Source organism: Gordonia rhizosphera NBRC 16068 (assembly GCF_000298195.1).
GTDB classification, from domain to species: domain Bacteria; phylum Actinomycetota; class Actinomycetes; order Mycobacteriales; family Mycobacteriaceae; genus Gordonia; species Gordonia rhizosphera.
Window position 1 is genome coordinate 10,980 of sequence record NZ_BAHC01000078.1, and the last position, 18,061, is coordinate 29,040.

Consider the following 18,061-nt stretch of genomic DNA (forward strand, 5'->3'; position numbering starts at 1 on the left):
CCTGTCACGTCCGTTCGTTGCCTTCCGACTCAATCGAATCCGTCGCATGCACCCCCGTGCCCACTATCATGTTTGCACGTTCCCTCAGCTCGGCGAGAAACGCATCGAACCCGTCCGGTCCGGCCAGGGCCAGGCCTGGGACCAGGGTCATCGCCGCCATCGTGAGCGCCGAGTCCGCATCGGGTGCGGTCGCGCTCATGGCCTGCATCATCACCGCGAGATCCCCGAAGCTCAGCGGCGGCGGTCCGGACACGGCCACCGTGGATGGCTCCGCGGCGGCGGCCTGGGTGACGAGATCGGCGAGGGCGACCTCGACCGCGGGGCTCGCCTCGGCGGTGGCGAGCACCTCGTCGGCGAGCCGGATGATCACATCACCCACCGTGACGTCGGGATCGCCGGCCACCGACTCCAGTACCTGCACATACCGGGCCGCGAGGCGATCGATCGTCGAGCGGTCGAACAGATCGGTGGCGTACATGAACTGGGCCCGCATGCCGCCGCCCCGCTCGTCGCGATCTGGGTCGTTCGGGAACAGCGTCAACTGCAGATCGACCTTCGCCGCGGTGAGCTCCTCGGGGACCGGGGACACCGTGAGCCGATCGAACTGCAGCGTCGGGAACTCCACGTCCTGGAATGCCAGCATCACCTGATAGACCGGGTTGTAGGACGTCGGCGGCTTCGGCAGGGTCCGGGACACGATGTCGTCGAAGGCCACATCGGTGTGGGACATGTCCGCGAGGTCTTCGTTGCGCACCCGCAGCAGCAGATCGACGAAGCTCTCGGCCGGGTCGATATGGGTGCGCAGCGCCAGGGTGTTGACGAACATCCCGACGACGTCGTCGAGGCTCTGCTCGCCACGACCGGCGAACGGAGTGCCGATCACCAGGTCGGTGCTTCCCGACATCCGGTTGAGCAACACCGCGAACGCGGCGTGGACGACCATGAACGCCGTCGTGTGGTGTTCGCGCGCCACGGAGTCCAGATCCGCGACCACCGACGCCGGGATCTCGAAATCCACCGCGTCGCCCCGGAACGTCGGCGTCTTGGGCCGCGGATGGTCGTGCGGCAGGTCCAGAAGCCCGGGAGCACCGGCGAGCCGGTCGTCCCAGTAGCCGAGTTGCCGTTCCTCCTCGGTGACCCCGTCGGCGTCGATGACGCCGAGGCGCTCCGACAGCCACAGGCTGAAGTCCGCGTACTGCACCGGCAGCGGTTTCCACGCGGGCTCGGCACCGGTGCTGCGGGCGGCGTAGGCGGTCATGAGGTCCCGCGCCAGCGGTGCCATGGACGCGCCGTCGGCGCTGATGTGATGGACGACGAACACGAGGATGTGTTCGGTCGCCGACACCCGCAGCAGCACCGCCCGCACGGGCGGAAGCGTGGCGATGTCGAATCCCTTGCCGGTCACATTCGCGATCGCGTCCTCGAGCGAACGCCCGGCGTCGCGCACCTCGACGACGATCTCGCTCTCCACGACATCGGCGGGCAGGATCACCTGCGTCGGTTCGCCGTTGATCATCGGGTAGGTGGTGCGCAGCGACTCGTGCCGACGGACCAGGTCGGTGGTCGCGAGCCGCAGCGCGGCGACGTCGAGGTCACCGGCGAGCCGCAGCGCCATCGCCACGTTGTAGGCCGCAGAGTCCGGATCGGCACGGTTGATCAGCCACAGTCCGCGCTGCATACCCGAGACGTGGACCAACTCCGCACGGCTGCGGGCCAGCAGCGGCGGTCCGCCGTGACCGGAGGCACCGCCGGCCAGCGCCTGGGCGAGGGTGGCCACGGTGGGCCGCTCGAACAGCAGTTTCACCGGCACCGACCGGTCGAGCAGCGCCGACAGCCGTGACGTCACCTTGGTCGCCGACAGAGAACTGCCGCCGAGGTCGAAGAAGTCCGCGTCCGCGCTGACCCGCTCCTGACCCAGCACCTGCCCGAAGATCCCGGCGACCACCGTCTCCATCTGCGAACTCGGCGCCCGATACGGCGAGGCGGCCGAGAAGTCAACCGCCGGCAGGGATCTCCGGTCGATCTTACCGGCCGTGGTGAGGCGGAACTCGTCCACGATGACCAGCGAATGCGGCACCATGTACGCCGGCAGATGCGCCGCCGCCTGCTCGAGGATCCGTTTGGGTTCGGCGGACGCGCCGTCGACCAACCGGGCATACGAGACGAGCACGTCGTCCCCGCCGGGGCCGGGCACGCCCATGCTGATCACCTCACTGACCAGCGGGTGCTTGGCGATCGCGGCATCGACCTCGCCCGGTTCGATGCGCAGACCACGGATCTTGAGCTGGAAGTCGGTCCGGCCCACATACCGGAGGTTCCCGCCCGCCGTGCGCACCACGCGGTCACCGGTGCGGTACATCCGGTCGCCCGAGCCGAACGGGTTGGCGACGAACCGGGTCGCGGTGAGGTCGGGCCGGGCGTGGTAGGCCTGTGCCAGCTGGATTCCGGACAGATAGAGCTCGCCGGGCACCCCGTCGGGAACCGGTCGCAACGCCGGATCGAGGACCAGGACCCCGACACCGGGGATCGCACGACCGATGGTGACCTCGTCACCCTCGCGCAGCGGCCCGGCCGCGGTGGCCCAGATCGTCACCTCGGTCGGTCCGTACAGGTTGAAGAACGATCGACCCGCCCGCGCCCACCGGCGCATCAGTTCCGGCGGGCACGCCTCACCGACGCTGATCACGCGAGAAAGGCTGCGCACCGCCGCGGGCTCGATCGTGCCGAGCGCCGACGGTGTCATGACCGCGTGGGTGACGTGGTGGGTGGCGATGAGCTGCGCCAGCTCGTCACCGCCGAACACGCCGGCGGGGCTGACCACCAGCTCGGCCCCCGTGCACAATGCCATCAGGATCTCGAAGATCGAGGCGTCGAAGCTCGGCGACGCCACGTGCAGCACCTTGGAGCGCTGGTCGAGCCGCAGGATCTTGCGCTGGTTGGCCACCAGACCCGCGAGCCCGCGGTGGCTCAGCGCCGCCGCCTTGGGCCGGCCCGTCGACCCCGAGGTGTAGATGAGGTAGGCGAGGTCGTCAACGCGCGGGACACGGACCAGTTCGTTGGGCCGCAACCGGGCACCGCTGTGACCGGCCAGCTGAAGTTCGATCGTCTCGTCGTCGATCACCAGCCACTCGGCTCCGGCCGGAGCCTTCGCGGCCACCGCGACGGAGGTCAGCCCGAGGTGGGCGCCGCTGTCGGCGAGGATCTCGGCCAGACGACCCGCCGGGTGCGCCGGATCGATACTCACAAAGGCCGCACCGGATTTCGCGACGGCGATCATCGCGATCACCGACAGATGCGACCGCGGGATGCAGATGGCCACCACGTCGCCGGGCCCCACGCCACGGGCCACGAGTTCGCGGGCCAGCTGGTTGGTCCCCGCTTCCAGGTTCGTCCAGGTGACGGTAGATGTCCCGCTGATCGCGACCGCGGCCGGATTCGCCTGCGCGACACCGTTGAAGAGGAGATCGCTGAGCGTCTCCGGGATGGCGGGCGCGGACGGTTGCCGGGTGAGTTCGGCGAGAACGGCGGGCTCGACGAGATCGATGGTGCCCACGTGGCGGTCCGGCGCCTGCACCATCGCACGCAGGATCGTGACGAGCTGAGTCGCCACACGTTCGATGGTTCGTTGGTCGAAAAGATCTGCTGCGTAGGCGAGTTCGACATCCAAACCGGACGAGCCGACCTGGTCGGTGACGGTGACCGACAGATCGTACTTCGCAGACGGCACACGGGCGTCGATCAACTCGGCCGATTCCACCCAGTGATCGAGCGCAGTGGCCTGACCGGGATGCATGGTCAACGACACCTGGAACAGCGGGGTATGCGCGGCCGACCGTTCCGGCGCGGCGGCCTCCACGACCCGCTCGAACGGGATCGCCGACTCACGCATCGCGCGCGTGCGCGTGGCATGCGCCCGACCGAGCAGGTCGATCGTCGTGTCCTGCGCGCCGACCGGCGTCCGCAACACCACGGTGTTGACGAACATGCCGACCAAGTCCGCGGTCTCGGGTTCGTCACGACCGGCGACCGCGGTGCCGATGGCGACCTCGTCGACCTCGGCCCACCGGGTCAGCAGGATCGCGAATGCGGTGTGCAACACGGAGAACGGCGTCACGTTGTGCTCACGCGCCAGCGTCCGGATACCGGCCGCGAGCTCCGCGTCGAGCGTGGCGTCGACGTAACCGCCGTTACCCGACGCGACGTGCGGACGCGGGTGGTCGGTGGGCAGCGGCAGGAAGCCGGGCATACCGGCGAGTTCCTCCTGCCAGAACGCCAGGCCGTCGGCGGCGATCTCGGTGGGAGCGTCGGGCTCTCCGAGCAGGTTGTGTTGCCAGATCGCGAAATCGGCGTACTGCACCTCCAGCGGCGCGATCTGCGGCTCCCCGCCGTCACGGCGCGCCATGTACGCGACGAACAGATCCCGGATCAGCGGCATCAGGGAGAAGCCGTCACCGGCGATGTGGTGCAGCACCATCACCACCACATAGCCCGAGCCGTCACGCAGAAGCCTTGCGCGGAAGGGGATCTCGTGCGCAAGGTCGAATCCGCGCGCGGCCTCGGCCGCGATCGTGTCGTCGATCCGGTCCTCGACGACATCGACGTCGAGGTCGAGGAACTCCATCGCCTGTGCGGCGTCGAGGATCTCCTGTACCGGTTCACCTCCGCGGGAACCGAATCGGGTCCGCAGCGTCTCGTGACGTGCCACCAGATCGCCGATCGCGCGCTGCAGCGCCGGGATGTCGACATCGGTACCGAGGCGGACCGCGCCGGGCATGTTGTAGGTTCCCGCACCCGGATCCATCCGGTTGACGAACCAGAGCCGGGTCTGGGCCGGGGACAGCGGAATGACGTCGGGACGCGGTTGCACCCGCGTCAGCGGCGGGTGGCCGTCGGTACCGCCCCGGCGGGAACGCTCGGCGATCTCGCCGACGTCGACCGAACCGAACACGTCGGTGAGGTCGACGGTCACGTCGTATTCGAGGCGCGCCCGCGACACCAGCCGCGCAGCCATCAGGGAGTCTCCGCCGAGCGCGAAGATGTTGTCCCGCAACCCGACCCGTTCGACGCCGAGCATCTCCCCGACGAGCGCGGCGAGTGCCTGCTCCACCGGGGTGCGCGGCGCCTCGTAGCCGACCACCGGCTTCAGGTCCGGCGCCGGCAGCTGTTTGCGATCGAGCTTGCCCGAGCTGTTGGTCGGAAAGTGATCGAGCAGGACAGCTGCAGACGGCACCATGTGTGAGGGCAGATGGCGCCGGCACCACGACAACGCGGATGCCTCGCTGACCGACCGGTCATCAGACCGCAGGTAGGCCACCAGAACGGGGCCCGACCCGAGGTCGGTCCGCGGTATGACGGCGGTCGCGTCGACGCCGGGCATCGCGACGAGGACCGCCTCGATCTCGCCCGGCTCGATGCGCTGACCGCGGATCTTGACCTGGAAGTCGGTACGACCCAGGTATTGCAGCTCGCCGTCGGGACTCCACCGGACCAGATCGCCGGTGCGGTACATCCGGGTCCCGCGCGGGCCGTACGGATCGGCGACGAACCGGTCGGATGTCAGGTCCGGCCGCCCGACGTATCCGTCGGCCAGCTGGCAACCCGCGAGATAGAGCTCACCCGCGACGCCGACCGGAACCGGCTGCAGTGCGGTGTCGAGGACATAGGTGTCGGTGTTGGCGACCGGCCGGCCGATCGGCACGGGGCCGCCACCGGGCTGCACCCGGTGTTCGGTGACGTCGACGGCGGCCTCGGTCGGACCGTACAGGTTGACCAGCTCGGCCGAGGATCCCGCCAGGACCCGGTCGGCCAGCATCCGCGGTAGTGCCTCACCGGAGGTGAACACCCGTCGCACCGTCGGAGGCAGGAGCTCGCGGTGGCCCTCGTTCTCCAGGACCTCGGTGTACACGTCGAGCATCGACGGCACGAAGTGCAGCACGTTGACCCCGCGCGAACCGATCAGCTCGAGGAGGTACTCCGGGTCGCGGTGGCCGTCGGGCCGGGCGATGACCATCCGCGCGCCCTCCGCCAACGGCCACAGCAGTTCCCAGACCGAGACGTCGAAGGTGAACGGCGTCTTGTAGAGCACCCGGTCCTCGGGGGCCAACGGGTAGTTGCCCTGCATCCAGGCGAGCCGGTTGATGACTGCGGAGTGCGACACCGCGACGCCCTTGGGCGTGCCGGTCGAACCGGAGGTGAACAGCACGTAGGCGAGTTCGCCGCTGCCGCCCACTGCGGTCGTCGGCGTCGTCGCGTCGAGCGGCGTGTCCCCGGCGAGGGCCGCGGAGAATCCGACCGACCCCAGCAGCGCGTCGTCGATGACGGTGCGCGCGGCCACGGTCTGCGAGATCAGCGTGCGCCGTTCGTCGGGCTGGGACGGGTCGACGGGTACGTAGGCGGCGCCGATCGTCATGACCGCGTAGAGCGCGGCAACCTGTGCGACGCCGCGGTCGAGCGCCACGACGACACGATCGCCGCGGCCCGCGCCGACGGACTGCAGGTGTGCCACCAACAGGCCGCGCAGCCGATCGAACTCGGCGTAGGTCCATTCGCGACCTTCGAACTCGACCGCGACGCGATCGGGGTGCTCGCGGACGTTGCGTTCGAACGGCGTGAGGAGATGGGTGACCGACTCCGGCAGGATCAGTTCGGGTCCGTGCCCGAGCTCGATGATCTCGCTTCGCTCGCCGGGCAGCAGCAGGTCGACGTCGCCCACCCGGGTGTCGAGGTCGTCGAAGAGGCGACCGAGGAAGGTGAGGAAGCGACGAAGGTGCCCGCGCAGCTCGTCGGCGGTGTAGAGGTTCGGATTGCCGTGCAGGTCGACGACGAGACGCGCGCCCGGGCTGGCCTGATAGATATTGAGCCGCAGGTCCTCGAGGATTCCCGAGCTCAGGATCTGATACTCGACCTTCGCCCCGACCATCTCGATCGGCTTGTCGAAGAACATGAGGTTGACGATGGGTCCGAACGACGCGGTGGCCGCGTCCTGCAGTCCGGCATCGATGCGGATGTCCTCGAAGCGGTACCGCTGGTGGCGCAGCGCACCGGTGAGTTCGAGTTGGATCTGGCCGATGAGCTCGCGCATCGAGACCCGCGACACGTCGCGGGCGCGCACCGGCAGCATGTTGGAGAGCATGCCGGCGGCCTGCTTGATCTTGGCCGTCGCCCGGCCCGTCACCGGCAGGCTGAGCACGACGTCGTCGGTGCCGGCCATCCGAGCGAGGAAGGCGGAGAACGCCGCGGTCAGCAGCACGGCCGCCGAGGAGTTGAGTTCCCCGGCGGTCCGGTCGAGCGCGGACTGCTGCTCGGCGCTCACCTCGGCGCCCGCGACGAGATTGCGCGGGGACAACGGCGCCGACGCGGATTGCTGCGCAAGCGTGACCCGCTCGGGCAGGTCGCGGACCCGCTCGACCCAGTACTCACGATCGGCCTGGCGTCGCGTGCCCTCGATGTACTTCTTGTCGTCGGCGACGAGTTCGGCCAGACGCGCCCACGGCTTCGGTACGTAGTCCGTCCCGTTGATCGCGGCGTTGTACTTGTTGATCACCTCGAGGACGCCGGTCAGTCCGCCGTATCCGTCGAGGGCGATGTGGTGCGCGCGCACGTACCAGAACGACCGGTCGTCGGCGACGCGGATGAGGGTGGACACCAGCAGCCGTCCGGCGTGCAGATCCATCTGCCCCTGGTAGTCGTTGTTCATCCACTCGAACGCCGCGGCCACCGGATCCGGCCGGTCACGGAGGTCGAGGAATTCCAGGTCGGTGTCGAGGCTCTGGTCGACGACCTGCATGGGGACGCCGTCGACCTCGATGATGCGGGTGAACGGGGATTCACGCTCACGCCCACTCTCGACCGCGACCCGGCGAAACGTCTCACGGTCGAGCACCCGCCCGTCGTCGCGGATGTCGAGATACTGGGCGACGGTGACCGAATAGTCTGCAGAGAGGTTCTCGGCGAACCACATCCCACGCTGAGCGGCAGTCAGCTCGAGAGGAACCAGGTCCGCTCCTCCGACATCATGGGTGTTCTCTGATGACCCCATAGCCTCTCTCTCCCAGGTCATCGGCCAACCTGCTCAAGCATCGATCTGGACAACCGACACGTGGATCGTTGCGAGCTGTCTGTTGCGGACAATGGCTTTTCCCACGCAACAGTGTGCGTCATTATCCACCTTTCAAAACTAACTTCACCATGATTCGATTGAATGGTTCAATGGCGGCGCGACCACCGGAATCCGAGGTAGAGGACTTGCTCACCGTAGAAATTCGGTCCCGTGCCACCGTTCGTTACGATCTGCGCCCAGAGTCATCCGAACGTACGAACACCTCCGCCACGTGAGTAATGAATCATCGCCGCCCGACGAGCATAGTTCGAGGGTTTGCCGATGACTTCGGTAGCATCGCCCACACAATCATCCGGCCGTGTGCTCCGGCAAACCGAGGTGGTCCGAGAGGAGTAGTCGATGGCCGAGCCGACCCGCCCGACCACCTCCCCATCGGGTGACCAGGTCCCGGAGGTCGGCAAGATCAGCGATGTGCTCGACACGGGTGATCTCAACTTCCGGCACATCGCCGATATTCCTCGATCCGGCCCCGCCACATCACGACCGCGCCATGCCGCGGTACCCGGCGACGAATCGCCGACGGTTCGGTTCTCTGTGACGGGCACCGACCACACGCCCACATCTCTGCCGGCCGAACCGTCAGACGATGCGACCCCGACGGATGCGACGGCCGACGCCGTCGACACCGCAACCGCCACTGGGAGCACTGTGTCCACACCGATCTCCGATACCGACCCACCCGCGACCGACGCGGCGGTCGCCGAGGTCACCACGACCGAATCCGCGATCGAGGTCGTCAACCTGCACAAACGCTTCGGCGACAACGTCGCCGTGGAATCGGTGAGCTTCTCGGTCGCCAAGGGGTCCATCCTGGCGCTGCTCGGCCCCAACGGTGCGGGCAAGACCACCACCGTCAACATGCTCTGCACCCTGCTCAAACCCGACGGCGGAACCGCGCTCGTGGCCGGCCACGACGTGGTGTCCGATGCGGCCGGGGTGCGCCGGTCGATCATGCTGACCGGGCAGTTCGCCGCACTCGACGAGGCGCTCAGCGGCCGGGACAACCTGATCCTGTTCGGCAGGCTGATGGGTCTGTCCAAAGCTGCGGCACGCACGCGCGCGGATGAACTCCTGACGTCCTTCGCCCTGACCGAGGCGGCCGGCCGCAAGGTCGGCGAGTACTCGGGGGGCATGCGGCGGCGCATCGACATCGCCTGCGGCCTGGTCACCCAACCCGAAGTGGTCTTCCTCGACGAGCCGACCACCGGGCTCGACCCGCGCAGCCGACAGGAGGTCTGGCGGCTGGTCGAGTCGCTGCGCGACCAGGGGGTGACCACGCTCCTGACGACGCAGTACCTCGAGGAGGCCGACACCCTGTCCGACCACATCGTCGTGATCGACCGGGGGCGGGTCATCGCGTCGGGCACCGCCGATGAACTGAAGACGGCGACCGGCGCGTCGCACTACGTGGTGACCCCCGCCGAACCCGGCGACCGCGACCGCCTCATCGCCTGCCTCGGCGAGTTGGTGCCGGCCGGCTCCGCCGATCGTGACGACGACGACCTCGACCACTCCGCGGTGTCGGTCCCGGCCCCGGCGGGCGCCGACACGCTCGTCGAGATCGTCCAGCGCACCACGGGCGCCGGCATCCGGCTGTCCGACGTCGCGCTGCGCCGCCCGAGCCTCGACGAGGTGTTCCTCGCCCTCACCGACCCGTCGGGGTCCGGGACCGACGCGAGCACGGCAACCGTGGAGTCGGAGGCACAATCGGCGCCCGGGTCCGGATCGAAGTCGGAGACGGTATCGGAGTCGGAGTCGGAGTCGGAGACGGTATCGGAGTCGGAGACGGTATCGGAGTCAGAGACCGAGCCGGGGTCAGACGCCGAGCCGGGCCGGCAGGACACCACACGATGACGTCCGGAAGCGTCGTCGTCGGGCGGCCGACGACCAGTGCCGTCGCGCAGTGGTGGGCCCTCACCAGCCGCGGACTGCGCGCCATCGTGCGCAACGGGGAGATCATCTTCGCCTTTGTCGCGCCGGTCCTCCTCGCGATCTGCTTCTATCTGCCGCTTCGGTCGATCATGGACGCAGACCCGACGATGGACTACGCCTCGTTCCTCATGCCGATCATCTCGTTGCAGTCGGTGAGCTTCGTCGCGTCGTCGGCGGCGATGCGCGCCTCCGTGGACACGACCAAGGGCATCAACACCCGGTTCCGCACCTTGCCGATGCCCGTGGCGATCCCCACGCTGGCCCGGCTCGGTACCAACACGGCGTTGCTCGTGATCTCGGTGATCTGCGCCGGCTGCACGAGTCTGGTGATGGGGTGGCGCCCCGAGGGCTCGGCCCTGGAGACCGCGGGATTGTTCGGAGTCGTGCTGACCGTCGGCATCCTCGTCGCAGTGCTGGCCGACGCGATCGGGTTGCTCTCCAACAGTCCCGAGGCAACCAGCCAGGCGCTGTCGCTGCCCATCCTGATCCTCGGTCTGCTCTCCACCGGGTTCGTGCCCGAGGACCAGTTCCCGCAGTGGATTCAGCCGTTCGTCCGCGATCAACCGATCTCGCAGTTCGCGAACTCGATGCGCGCGCTCAGCGACGGGACGGTCACCCTCGAGATCCTGACGCCGACGATCTGGTGGTGTATCGGGTTCGCGGTCCTCGGGATCGTGCTGACCACGATCGGCATACGACGGTCGGTGCGATGACGACCGCCGGACTCGACACCGCACCGACCCGGAAGCACGCCGAAGGATCCGTTCGCGCCTGGTTCACCGATTCCGTGGTACTCACGTCGCGTCAGGTATCGGTCATGGTCCGCGACCGGGCGACGTTCGTACAGTTGATCGTCGTCCCGCTGGCGACGCTCCTCATGTTCAAGGTGGTCCTCGGCGACGCCATCGGTGGTGCCACCGGCCAGGACAGCACCTATTCGACGGTCCCGCTGGTCATCCTGGTCAGCGCGATGTTCGGGTCGGTCGCGGCAGGGATCCGGCTCAACAGGGAGCGCGGCACCGGTCTGCTAGCGCGCCTGTACGTGCTGCCGATCAACCGTGGCGCCGACCTCACCTCGCGGCTGGCGAGCGAGGTCGTCCGGATCGTGCTGGTCACCGCGCTGCTGATCGCGGTCGGCTCCACGATCGGGTTCGAGATCACCGGGGGTTTCTGGTCGGTGGTCGGGATCTTCGGGGTGGCGCTCATGTTCGGCGTCGCCTACGCCATGCTGGTGTTGGCCCTGGCGGTCAGCGCTGAGCCATCGGCGCCACTCGTGCCGCTGCTGTCGCTGGTGTCGAGCGTGCTGATGTTCTTCAACTCGGGATTCTCACCGGTGGACGCGTACCCGGAGTGGCTGCAGCCGATCGTTGAGAACCAGCCGATGACCCCGACCATCGAGGTGATGCGGTCGTTGGCGGCCGGCGGACCGATCGCGCACAACATGATCGAGGTGACGATCTGGACCATCCTGATCATCGGGGTCTGCATCTATCCGGCGTTGCGCGGGTATCGCAAGGCCGCGACCGCCCGCTGAACCTGGCACAGTAGCCCCCATGGACAGCCCTGCATCGGACCGGGAGATCCTCACCTGGGAACTCAACGGAACCGCCTGCCGTACGCTCGCGCAGATGGTCGCCGACGACGGATTCGTGCCCGACATCATTCTGGGCATCGCCCGGGGCGGGCTCATCCCCGCGGGCGCGATGGCATACGCGTTGGATTGCAAGCTGCTGATATCGCTGAATGTCGAGTTCTACACCGGCATCGGCGAGACGCTGACCGAGCCGGTCCTGCTGCCATCGCTGCTCGAGAGCAGCGGGCTGACCGACCAGCGTGTGCTGGTGGTCGATGATGTCGCCGATTCCGGCAAGACGTTGAAACTGGTCAACGATTACTGCGAACAGCAGGGCCGGGTCGCCGAGGTGCGCAACGCGGTGCTGTATCAGAAGCCGCACACGATCACGCGGCCGGACTATTGCTGGCGGACCACCGACAAGTGGATCAATTTTCCCTGGTCCGCCGAGGGACCTGTGGTCGATCGCCGCGTGTGAGTGCGGTTGACCCGGATGCGCGGATCAGCTGATGGCCCGCAGCTGCGGGCGGCCGTGGCCTTCGTCGATGTCGCGGGCGAGCCACTCGATGACCTCACAGACGGTGCCGGCGACGTCCGACGGCTCGTCGAGCGAGCCGATCCGCGGCAGGCAGTGCATGATCGCCGCGGTGACCGTCGACCCGATTCCGAGTCCGTTGTGCTCGGCCACCGTGTCGTAGCGGACGAGTGCGCCCGCGAGATCCCGGTAGGTGGCGGAGTCACCGCTGCAGCGCACCGCCGTCAGTGTCGGCGTGATCTCGGCGCGGTGCGCGATCGCATCGCGCGTCGCGCGCAGTCGTGTGATCTCCCACGGACCATTGGCACCGACCATGTCTGGACCTACCTTCGCTCGAGCAACCCGCGACCAGACCTGATGGTTCTGGGTGTTCCCTCTGTGTAGAAATGATGACAGTTCGGAAGGCAATTGTCATCGGGGCACGGCAGATTCGCGTGAACCAAACTGGCCGGTACGTGTCATTGGGCCTCTGGCTCGGCCGCGTCGGCCTCCATGGCCTCGATGAGGCTCTTCGGTCGCAGGTCCGTCCAGTTCTTCTCGACGTATTCCAGACAGGCCGCCCGGCTGTCCTCACCGAAGACGGTGGTCCAGCCCGCCGGGATGTCGGCGAAGGTCGGCCACAACGAGTGCTGGTTCTCGTCGTTCACCAGGACGTAAAAACGCCCGTTCTCGTCGTCGAACGGATTGGTCATCGGCGCCGTCTTTCCTCTCGTGTCGAAATGCTCCACACGATGCTACGGGGTCGCACCGACCGAGGTCGCCGCAGGTTGCGGCCACCGCGTGCGCCGGCAACGCCCGGCTGATCGTCGGCTTGTCGACCCACTAATCGAGACTGCCGGTGTGCACCGCCACGACTCCATCGAGGCCGAACTCGACCCGGCGGAACCTCGGGTCTTCGTTGACGACGATGGACGCCAGCAGCGCCCGGCCCGGCGGGAGCACCCGCGCGGTCAGCTGACCGCCGTCGACGGCGTCGAGTTCATCGACGAGCGCATCGCGCAGTCGTCGACCCACCACTGAGTCGGTGGCCGGGCCGGCCGCCCCGTCGTCGAGCAGGAGCACCGACACCCCGCGGCGTCGGGCCCGCCAGACGGCCTCGCGCACCGCCTCGGACTCCCACGCCTGCGCCCGGATTCCGTCACGCAGCTGCGCCTCGGTCAGGCGTGCGTTGGCGACCTCCGCGGACGTGAACTCGTGGCGCTCGACGATCTGCTGCAGGATCGGGCGCGCACGGCGGTCGAGGCGGCGGAGTTGACGATTACGTTCGGCGGCTCCTGCGGCGGTCGCGGCCTCGGTGGAGGCCTGCGCGATCGCGCGCTCGCGCAGCATCCGGATGCGGTCCTCCAACGGCAGAGCCACCAGCACGAACAGCGTCGCCATGATCATCACCGGGTAGCAGAAGAACGTCGTCTGCGCGCCGGTGCCGAGCCCGAACCCGATCGATTCACCCCACGCCATCGCCACCGCGGAGCAGCACACGACACCCGACCAGGCGATCAGCGTGCGGCGGTGCAGCGCGAGCATCGCCATCGCGATGGTCATCGCCGAGACCGGCGACGAGGACTGCACCGTCTGGTAGGTGGCCACCGGAAGGCTCCACAACGAAACGGCGATCCCACCCACCGACGCAGCGGTGGCCACGACCGCCGCACCCGTCGACGCACGCGAACCACCCGTACGCACCACCAGGCCGATGGCCAGAGTGAACAGCACGAACCCGCACAGCAGGCCCGCCCACCTCCAGGGTGAGCGGATCTGCCATCCGGCACCGACGGACACCGCGACGTACACGACGGCGAACGCCACCAGCGCCCAGCGCAGGGTCGCCGAGCCCAGACCGAACAGATCGGGGACATCGTCGGGTGCGACGCGCGTCGCGGCCGACTCGGTCATGGTCGCCGCCAACCGACGGTGACCCGGGTTCCGCGACCGGGTTGACTGTGGACCTCCGCGGACCCGCCCGCGAGCACATCCATCCGCCCGTGGATCCCGACCGCGATCCCGTAGCGCTCGTCCCCGACCGAGTCCGGGTCGAAGCCCGCCCCGTCGTCGGCGATCGTGACGCGGACCGTGTCGTCGGTGAACTCGCCGGTGACCACACAGCCCGCGCCGGCGCCCGCGTGCCGGCTCCAGTTGCGCAGCGCCTCGGCCGTCGACCCGATGATCGCGGCGACCGCCTCGGCCGGGTAGAAGATCTCGCGGTCGGGCACCCACAGGTCGACGCGCACCCGGCCGCCCACCGCAGCTGCGGCGGCCCGGATCCGCTCGGCGACCACGGCGACCGCTACCGCCGAGGCGTCCGGATCCTCGCCACGGTCGAGCTCGTCGAGCGCCGAGGCGGCCGCGCGGACGAGGCGTGGATCGGGACGCCCTTCCTCCACCGCGAGCAATGTCGCGATCACGTTGTCGTGGATCATCCCCGCGAATCGTGCCCGTTCGGATTCCTGCGCCATGTCCGCTGCACTCGACGCGGCCGCGCGCAGCGTCGCGGCGCGCCGATCGTCGAGGGACCGTACGGTGCGGGTCGTCGCGTACGCCACCGCGATGAACACCCCGCTGAGCGCCATCGTCAGCGGGGCGCTGAGCAGGGGCACCGAATGCACCTCACCGTAGAGGCCGACCTGGTTGGCCGCGTGCGCGAGCAGCGTCGCCACCACCAGGTTCACCACCGCCCACCGGGTCCGCGACACCAACACCAGCGCGATACTCGCCAGCGACGGGAACTGCACCAGCCACACCGTGTACCGCGCCGTGTCGTCGGGGACGCCGCGCCAGGCCACGAACCACAGCAACGTCGCGATGAGGTACCCCAGCGCCCCCGCATACACGAGCGGAACGAGCCGACCGGGTTCGGACCGGAACGTCACGGCCACAAGAGCCGCGGCCGGACCCACCACGAGCACGACACTCGTCGGCGTCCACCACGGCTCGGTGAGCCCCGACGTGCTGGTCGCGACGGGCAGCATCACCAGTGCGAACGCGAGAGTGCCCAGGCCGACGAAGCGGCTGCCGATCCGCTCCAGCCTGGCCAGATCGGAGTCATCGGTCCGGTTCACGCGGCCTCCTCACCGACCCGGATGATCTGCCAGCCCCACGCCGCGAGCCGGACGTGCCGGCTCGTCGCCGAATCGGTGGCGGCAGGGTCGGCGGAGGCAGGGTCGGCGGAGGCAGGGTCGGTGAGTTTCACGTTCGTCGACACGGGCCGGTCGGCGAGATTGACCACCACGACCCATCGGGGCGCGGTTCCCCGTGACCAGGCGATGACCGTGTCGGTGGCGGGGCTGGTCGGGCAGATCCCCCACGCACCCGAGGAAAACGCGTCATCGGCCAGCAGGTCGAGCAGCCGGCGGTAGAACGCCTCCCGGTCGGGGTCGGCGGCCTCGTCGGGAAACCTGCCCAGGTGCACCGGAACCCGGAGACGGCGGCCCTCGAGTTGCCCCTGGTGGACCAGCCGCGCGCCGGGCAGGGTCAGTGTGATGACCGCGGCCTGCCGGTCGCGGCCCGCGAACGCGACCGGTGCGCGTGGTTCGTCGTGATTCTCGGTGAACCGCAACCGCGATGTGTCCGACGCCGGGATCGCGGACAGCACCGACTTGATGTCGTCCGGGTCGTCGCGCAAGGTGTCGTAGAAGTACTTGTCGTAGCAGTGGTCGAATCCCTGCGCAGCCAGTGTGGGCCCGGTTCCCCAGTAGGCCTCGGCGAGGAAACAGAATTGCGGATGGTCGGCGCGGACCGCGTCGATGAGGTCCGGCCAGAAGTCGTCGTCGGGCACAGGTCCGGCCCGGTCCCCCCACGTCTGGGCAAAGATGTCGTTCATCACCAACATCGCCATGTCGCAGCGCACACCGTCGCAGCGAGTCGCGATCCGCCGCAGCGTGCCGGTCAACGCGTCCCGCAGTCCCGGGTGGAAGGCATTGAGCTGGACGACATCGCGCCACGCCGGGAAGTACGGGTCGCGCCCGCAGGCGATCACCCGGCCGCCGACCTCGACGAAGGATTCGGGCTGCTCGCGCAGATCAGCGGGTTCGCCGGTGACGAACCACGCCGGATGTTCGGCGACCCACCGATGATCGGGGGCGACGTGGTTGGGCACGAAGTCGAGGATCAGTGCGATGCCGCGGGCTGCCAGCGCGGCGCGCGCCGCCGCCAGTCCGGACTCCCCACCGAGATGATCGTCGACGATGTAGTCGCCGACCGCATACGCCGACCCGACCACGTCGTCGTCGTCGAGGTCCGTGAGCACCGAGGCGAACGAGTCCATCAGCGCCGGATCGGCGCGCGAGATCGCGATCGCGGCGGGGCTGCGCCGCCACACGCCCATGAGCCAGACGGCGTGGAATCCCGCCTTCGCGATGCTGTCCCATTCGTCGTCGGGCACGTTTGCCAAGGTGATCCGCGGGCCGTATCCACGAGTCAGCATCTCCAGCCATGGCCACGTGTTGATCTCGTAGATGAGTGGCGACGACGTCAGCCGCGGCGGCGTCCGGCTCAGTGTCGCCATAGATGGACACCACGCGAACGCATCCGCACTCCGGAATTGTCGATGGGGTGTCTCGCGGCGTGATCGGCCGGGTAGCGACGCGCGACCGGTCCCGCGGTGACACCGTGCAGGATCACGCTGGCCAGCACGGTCACGCCGATCGCCGCCAAGGCGACCTGGGCGGTCGGATCGGACCCGAGTTGCTCGATCCCGAGCATCGCGAACACCACCGTCGCCAGGCCGCGAGGTCCGAACCACCCGAGGATCAACACATCCCGGCCCGGAAGCCCGCTGCCGATCAGCGAAAGCGCAACCGGAACCATCCGGAAGACCGTCAGACTCAACAGGGCGTAGCCACACATGACCAGCAGATCACCGGTCTCGACGACGCGAAGCGCGAGCGGTATCAGGATCGCGCCGAAGATGAACCACACGACCAGCGCGAGGAGTTCCCCGACGAGTTCCGGCAACACCTCCAGAACGGTCGGCGCGCCGTCGTCGTCGGCGGTCTCGACGCGCTCGCGGTCGATGACGTGACCGAAGGTCATCCCTGCGACGAAGGCCGCGATGAAGCCGTTGCCCTCGATGGCGATGGCCAGCGCGAACACACCGCCCGCCGTGGCCAGGGTGGCGATCTCACGGGACTTCCCCGAGGACAGGCTCCGTATCGCAGATGCATTGATCGCCCAGGCGGCGAGGCCGCCGGCCACGGCGCCGATGGCCACGCCGAGGCCGAGTTCAACGGCGGCCTCGCGCACCGTGATGGCTTCGGGGTGGCCTACACCGAGTGCGGTCGCAGCGACCGCGATGGCCAGGGTGACGACGGGAGTGGCGATTCCGTCGTTGAGCCCGCTCTCGACGTTCAGCGACAACCGAAGCCGTCGAGGAATGCGTTTGTCGTTGATCACCTGCACGCTCAACGCTGCGTCGGTCGGTGCGAGTGCGGCGCCGACGAACAGCGCGAGTTCCCATCCGAAGTCGCCGAAGATGACCTCGGCTCCGACAGTCCCCAAGAGGATGGTGAGCGGCAGCCCGACCACCAGCAGCCTTGACGGGAGCAGCACCGCGCGACGAAGCCGGCCGACGTCCACACGCGACGCGTCGGTGAACAACACCAGGCCGAGGGTCAGTTCCGCGAGCAGATGCACGGCAGAGGCGTCCACGTCGACGGTCAGCACACCCCAGTCGGGATTGGCGAGCAGATACCCGCACACGACGAACAGCAGCGGGCCGGTCACGTCGTGGCGCGCGAGCACACCGGACAGGACCGCCCACACGAGAACGAGCAGAGACACGACGGCAATCGCTGCGGCGCTCATCGCGGATCCGCCGAGTGTCCCCGGGACATGCTCGGATTATGCAGCAGTCGACGGTGTGGCGCGGGTGCGAACGCGCCACCTGCCGAGAAAACGCGAAGCGGCC

The 18,061-nt window shown here is 68.5% G+C and carries 11 protein-coding genes; 4 read left to right on the forward strand and 7 right to left on the reverse strand.

Annotated features, from left to right (window positions below; genetic code table 11):
* Positions 1–4: 4 nt before the first annotated feature.
* Positions 5–8,038, reverse strand: coding sequence for a non-ribosomal peptide synthetase (locus GORHZ_RS09330; RefSeq protein WP_051998817.1), 8,034 nt, complete (start codon positions 8,036–8,038; stop codon positions 5–7).
* Positions 8,039–8,458: 420 nt separating this feature from the next.
* Between GORHZ_RS09330 and GORHZ_RS29485 the strand changes: the two genes are divergently transcribed.
* Genes GORHZ_RS29485 through GORHZ_RS09350 form a run of 4 tightly spaced genes read left to right on the forward strand, consistent with a single transcriptional unit; the run spans position 8,459 to position 12,102 of the window.
* Entirely contained in the window at positions 8,459–9,973 is a 1,515-nt protein-coding gene (locus tag GORHZ_RS29485) for an ATP-binding cassette domain-containing protein (protein ID WP_006332350.1), read from the forward strand.
* Positions 9,970–10,764 carry an ABC transporter permease gene (locus GORHZ_RS09340; protein WP_006332351.1) on the forward strand — a complete coding sequence of 265 codons (795 nt, stop codon included), beginning with the start codon at positions 9,970–9,972 and terminating at the stop codon, positions 10,762–10,764. Before GORHZ_RS29485 ends, GORHZ_RS09340 begins: the two co-directional genes overlap by 4 nt.
* The gene (locus GORHZ_RS09345; RefSeq protein WP_006332352.1) at positions 10,761–11,585 is read left to right on the forward strand and encodes an ABC transporter permease; all 825 of its coding nucleotides are present in this window, start codon (positions 10,761–10,763) and stop codon (positions 11,583–11,585) included. The genes GORHZ_RS09340 and GORHZ_RS09345 overlap by 4 nt, the downstream gene beginning before the upstream one ends.
* Positions 11,586–11,604: 19 nt before the next feature.
* On the forward strand, positions 11,605–12,102 hold the full coding sequence (locus tag GORHZ_RS09350) for a phosphoribosyltransferase (RefSeq protein ID WP_006332353.1): 498 nt from the start codon (positions 11,605–11,607) through the stop codon (positions 12,100–12,102).
* Between the two features lie 24 nt (positions 12,103–12,126).
* Here GORHZ_RS09350 and GORHZ_RS09355 read toward each other — a convergent pair whose 3' ends face one another.
* The 6 genes from GORHZ_RS09355 to GORHZ_RS09380 form a co-directional block, all read right to left on the reverse strand.
* Positions 12,127–12,474 (reverse strand): hypothetical protein, encoded by a 348-nt coding sequence (locus tag GORHZ_RS09355; RefSeq protein WP_006332354.1) that lies wholly within the window; start codon positions 12,472–12,474, stop codon positions 12,127–12,129.
* Between the two features lie 143 nt (positions 12,475–12,617).
* The gene (locus GORHZ_RS09360; RefSeq protein ID WP_006332355.1) at positions 12,618–12,851 is read right to left on the reverse strand and encodes an MbtH family protein; all 234 of its coding nucleotides are present in this window, start codon (positions 12,849–12,851) and stop codon (positions 12,618–12,620) included.
* Between the two features lie 130 nt (positions 12,852–12,981).
* Complete coding sequence (locus tag GORHZ_RS09365; protein ID WP_006332356.1) at positions 12,982–14,052, reverse strand: DUF8320 family protein; 1,071 nt, start codon at positions 14,050–14,052, stop codon at positions 12,982–12,984.
* Complete coding sequence (locus GORHZ_RS09370; RefSeq protein ID WP_006332357.1) at positions 14,049–15,215, reverse strand: sensor histidine kinase; 1,167 nt, start codon at positions 15,213–15,215, stop codon at positions 14,049–14,051. Before GORHZ_RS09370 ends, GORHZ_RS09365 begins: the two co-directional genes overlap by 4 nt.
* Entirely contained in the window at positions 15,212–16,660 is a 1,449-nt protein-coding gene (locus GORHZ_RS09375; RefSeq protein ID WP_085948695.1) for an alpha-amylase family protein, read from the reverse strand. Before GORHZ_RS09375 ends, GORHZ_RS09370 begins: the two co-directional genes overlap by 4 nt.
* Positions 16,648–17,958, reverse strand: coding sequence for a cation:proton antiporter (locus tag GORHZ_RS09380; RefSeq protein WP_006332365.1), 1,311 nt, complete (start codon positions 17,956–17,958; stop codon positions 16,648–16,650). Before GORHZ_RS09380 ends, GORHZ_RS09375 begins: the two co-directional genes overlap by 13 nt.
* Between the last annotated feature and the right edge of the window lie 103 nt (positions 17,959–18,061).

What these genes read in the sequence shown, in the direction of transcription:
- GORHZ_RS09330 (WP_051998817.1), bottom strand. Translation starts at nt 8,038, where the DNA reads ATGGGGTCATCAGAGAACACCCATGATGTCGGAGGAGCGGACCTGGTT.
- GORHZ_RS29485 (WP_006332350.1), top strand. Translation starts at nt 8,459, where the DNA reads ATGGCCGAGCCGACCCGCCCGACCACCTCCCCATCGGGTGACCAGGTC.
- GORHZ_RS09340 (WP_006332351.1), top strand. Translation starts at nt 9,970, where the DNA reads ATGACGTCCGGAAGCGTCGTCGTCGGGCGGCCGACGACCAGTGCCGTC.
- GORHZ_RS09345 (WP_006332352.1), top strand. Translation starts at nt 10,761, where the DNA reads ATGACGACCGCCGGACTCGACACCGCACCGACCCGGAAGCACGCCGAA.
- GORHZ_RS09350 (WP_006332353.1), top strand. Translation starts at nt 11,605, where the DNA reads ATGGACAGCCCTGCATCGGACCGGGAGATCCTCACCTGGGAACTCAAC.
- GORHZ_RS09355 (WP_006332354.1), bottom strand. Translation starts at nt 12,474, where the DNA reads ATGGTCGGTGCCAATGGTCCGTGGGAGATCACACGACTGCGCGCGACG.
- GORHZ_RS09360 (WP_006332355.1), bottom strand. Translation starts at nt 12,851, where the DNA reads ATGACCAATCCGTTCGACGACGAGAACGGGCGTTTTTACGTCCTGGTG.
- GORHZ_RS09365 (WP_006332356.1), bottom strand. Translation starts at nt 14,052, where the DNA reads ATGACCGAGTCGGCCGCGACGCGCGTCGCACCCGACGATGTCCCCGAT.
- GORHZ_RS09375 (WP_085948695.1), bottom strand. Translation starts at nt 16,660, where the DNA reads ATGGCGACACTGAGCCGGACGCCGCCGCGGCTGACGTCGTCGCCACTC.
- GORHZ_RS09380 (WP_006332365.1), bottom strand. Translation starts at nt 17,958, where the DNA reads ATGAGCGCCGCAGCGATTGCCGTCGTGTCTCTGCTCGTTCTCGTGTGG.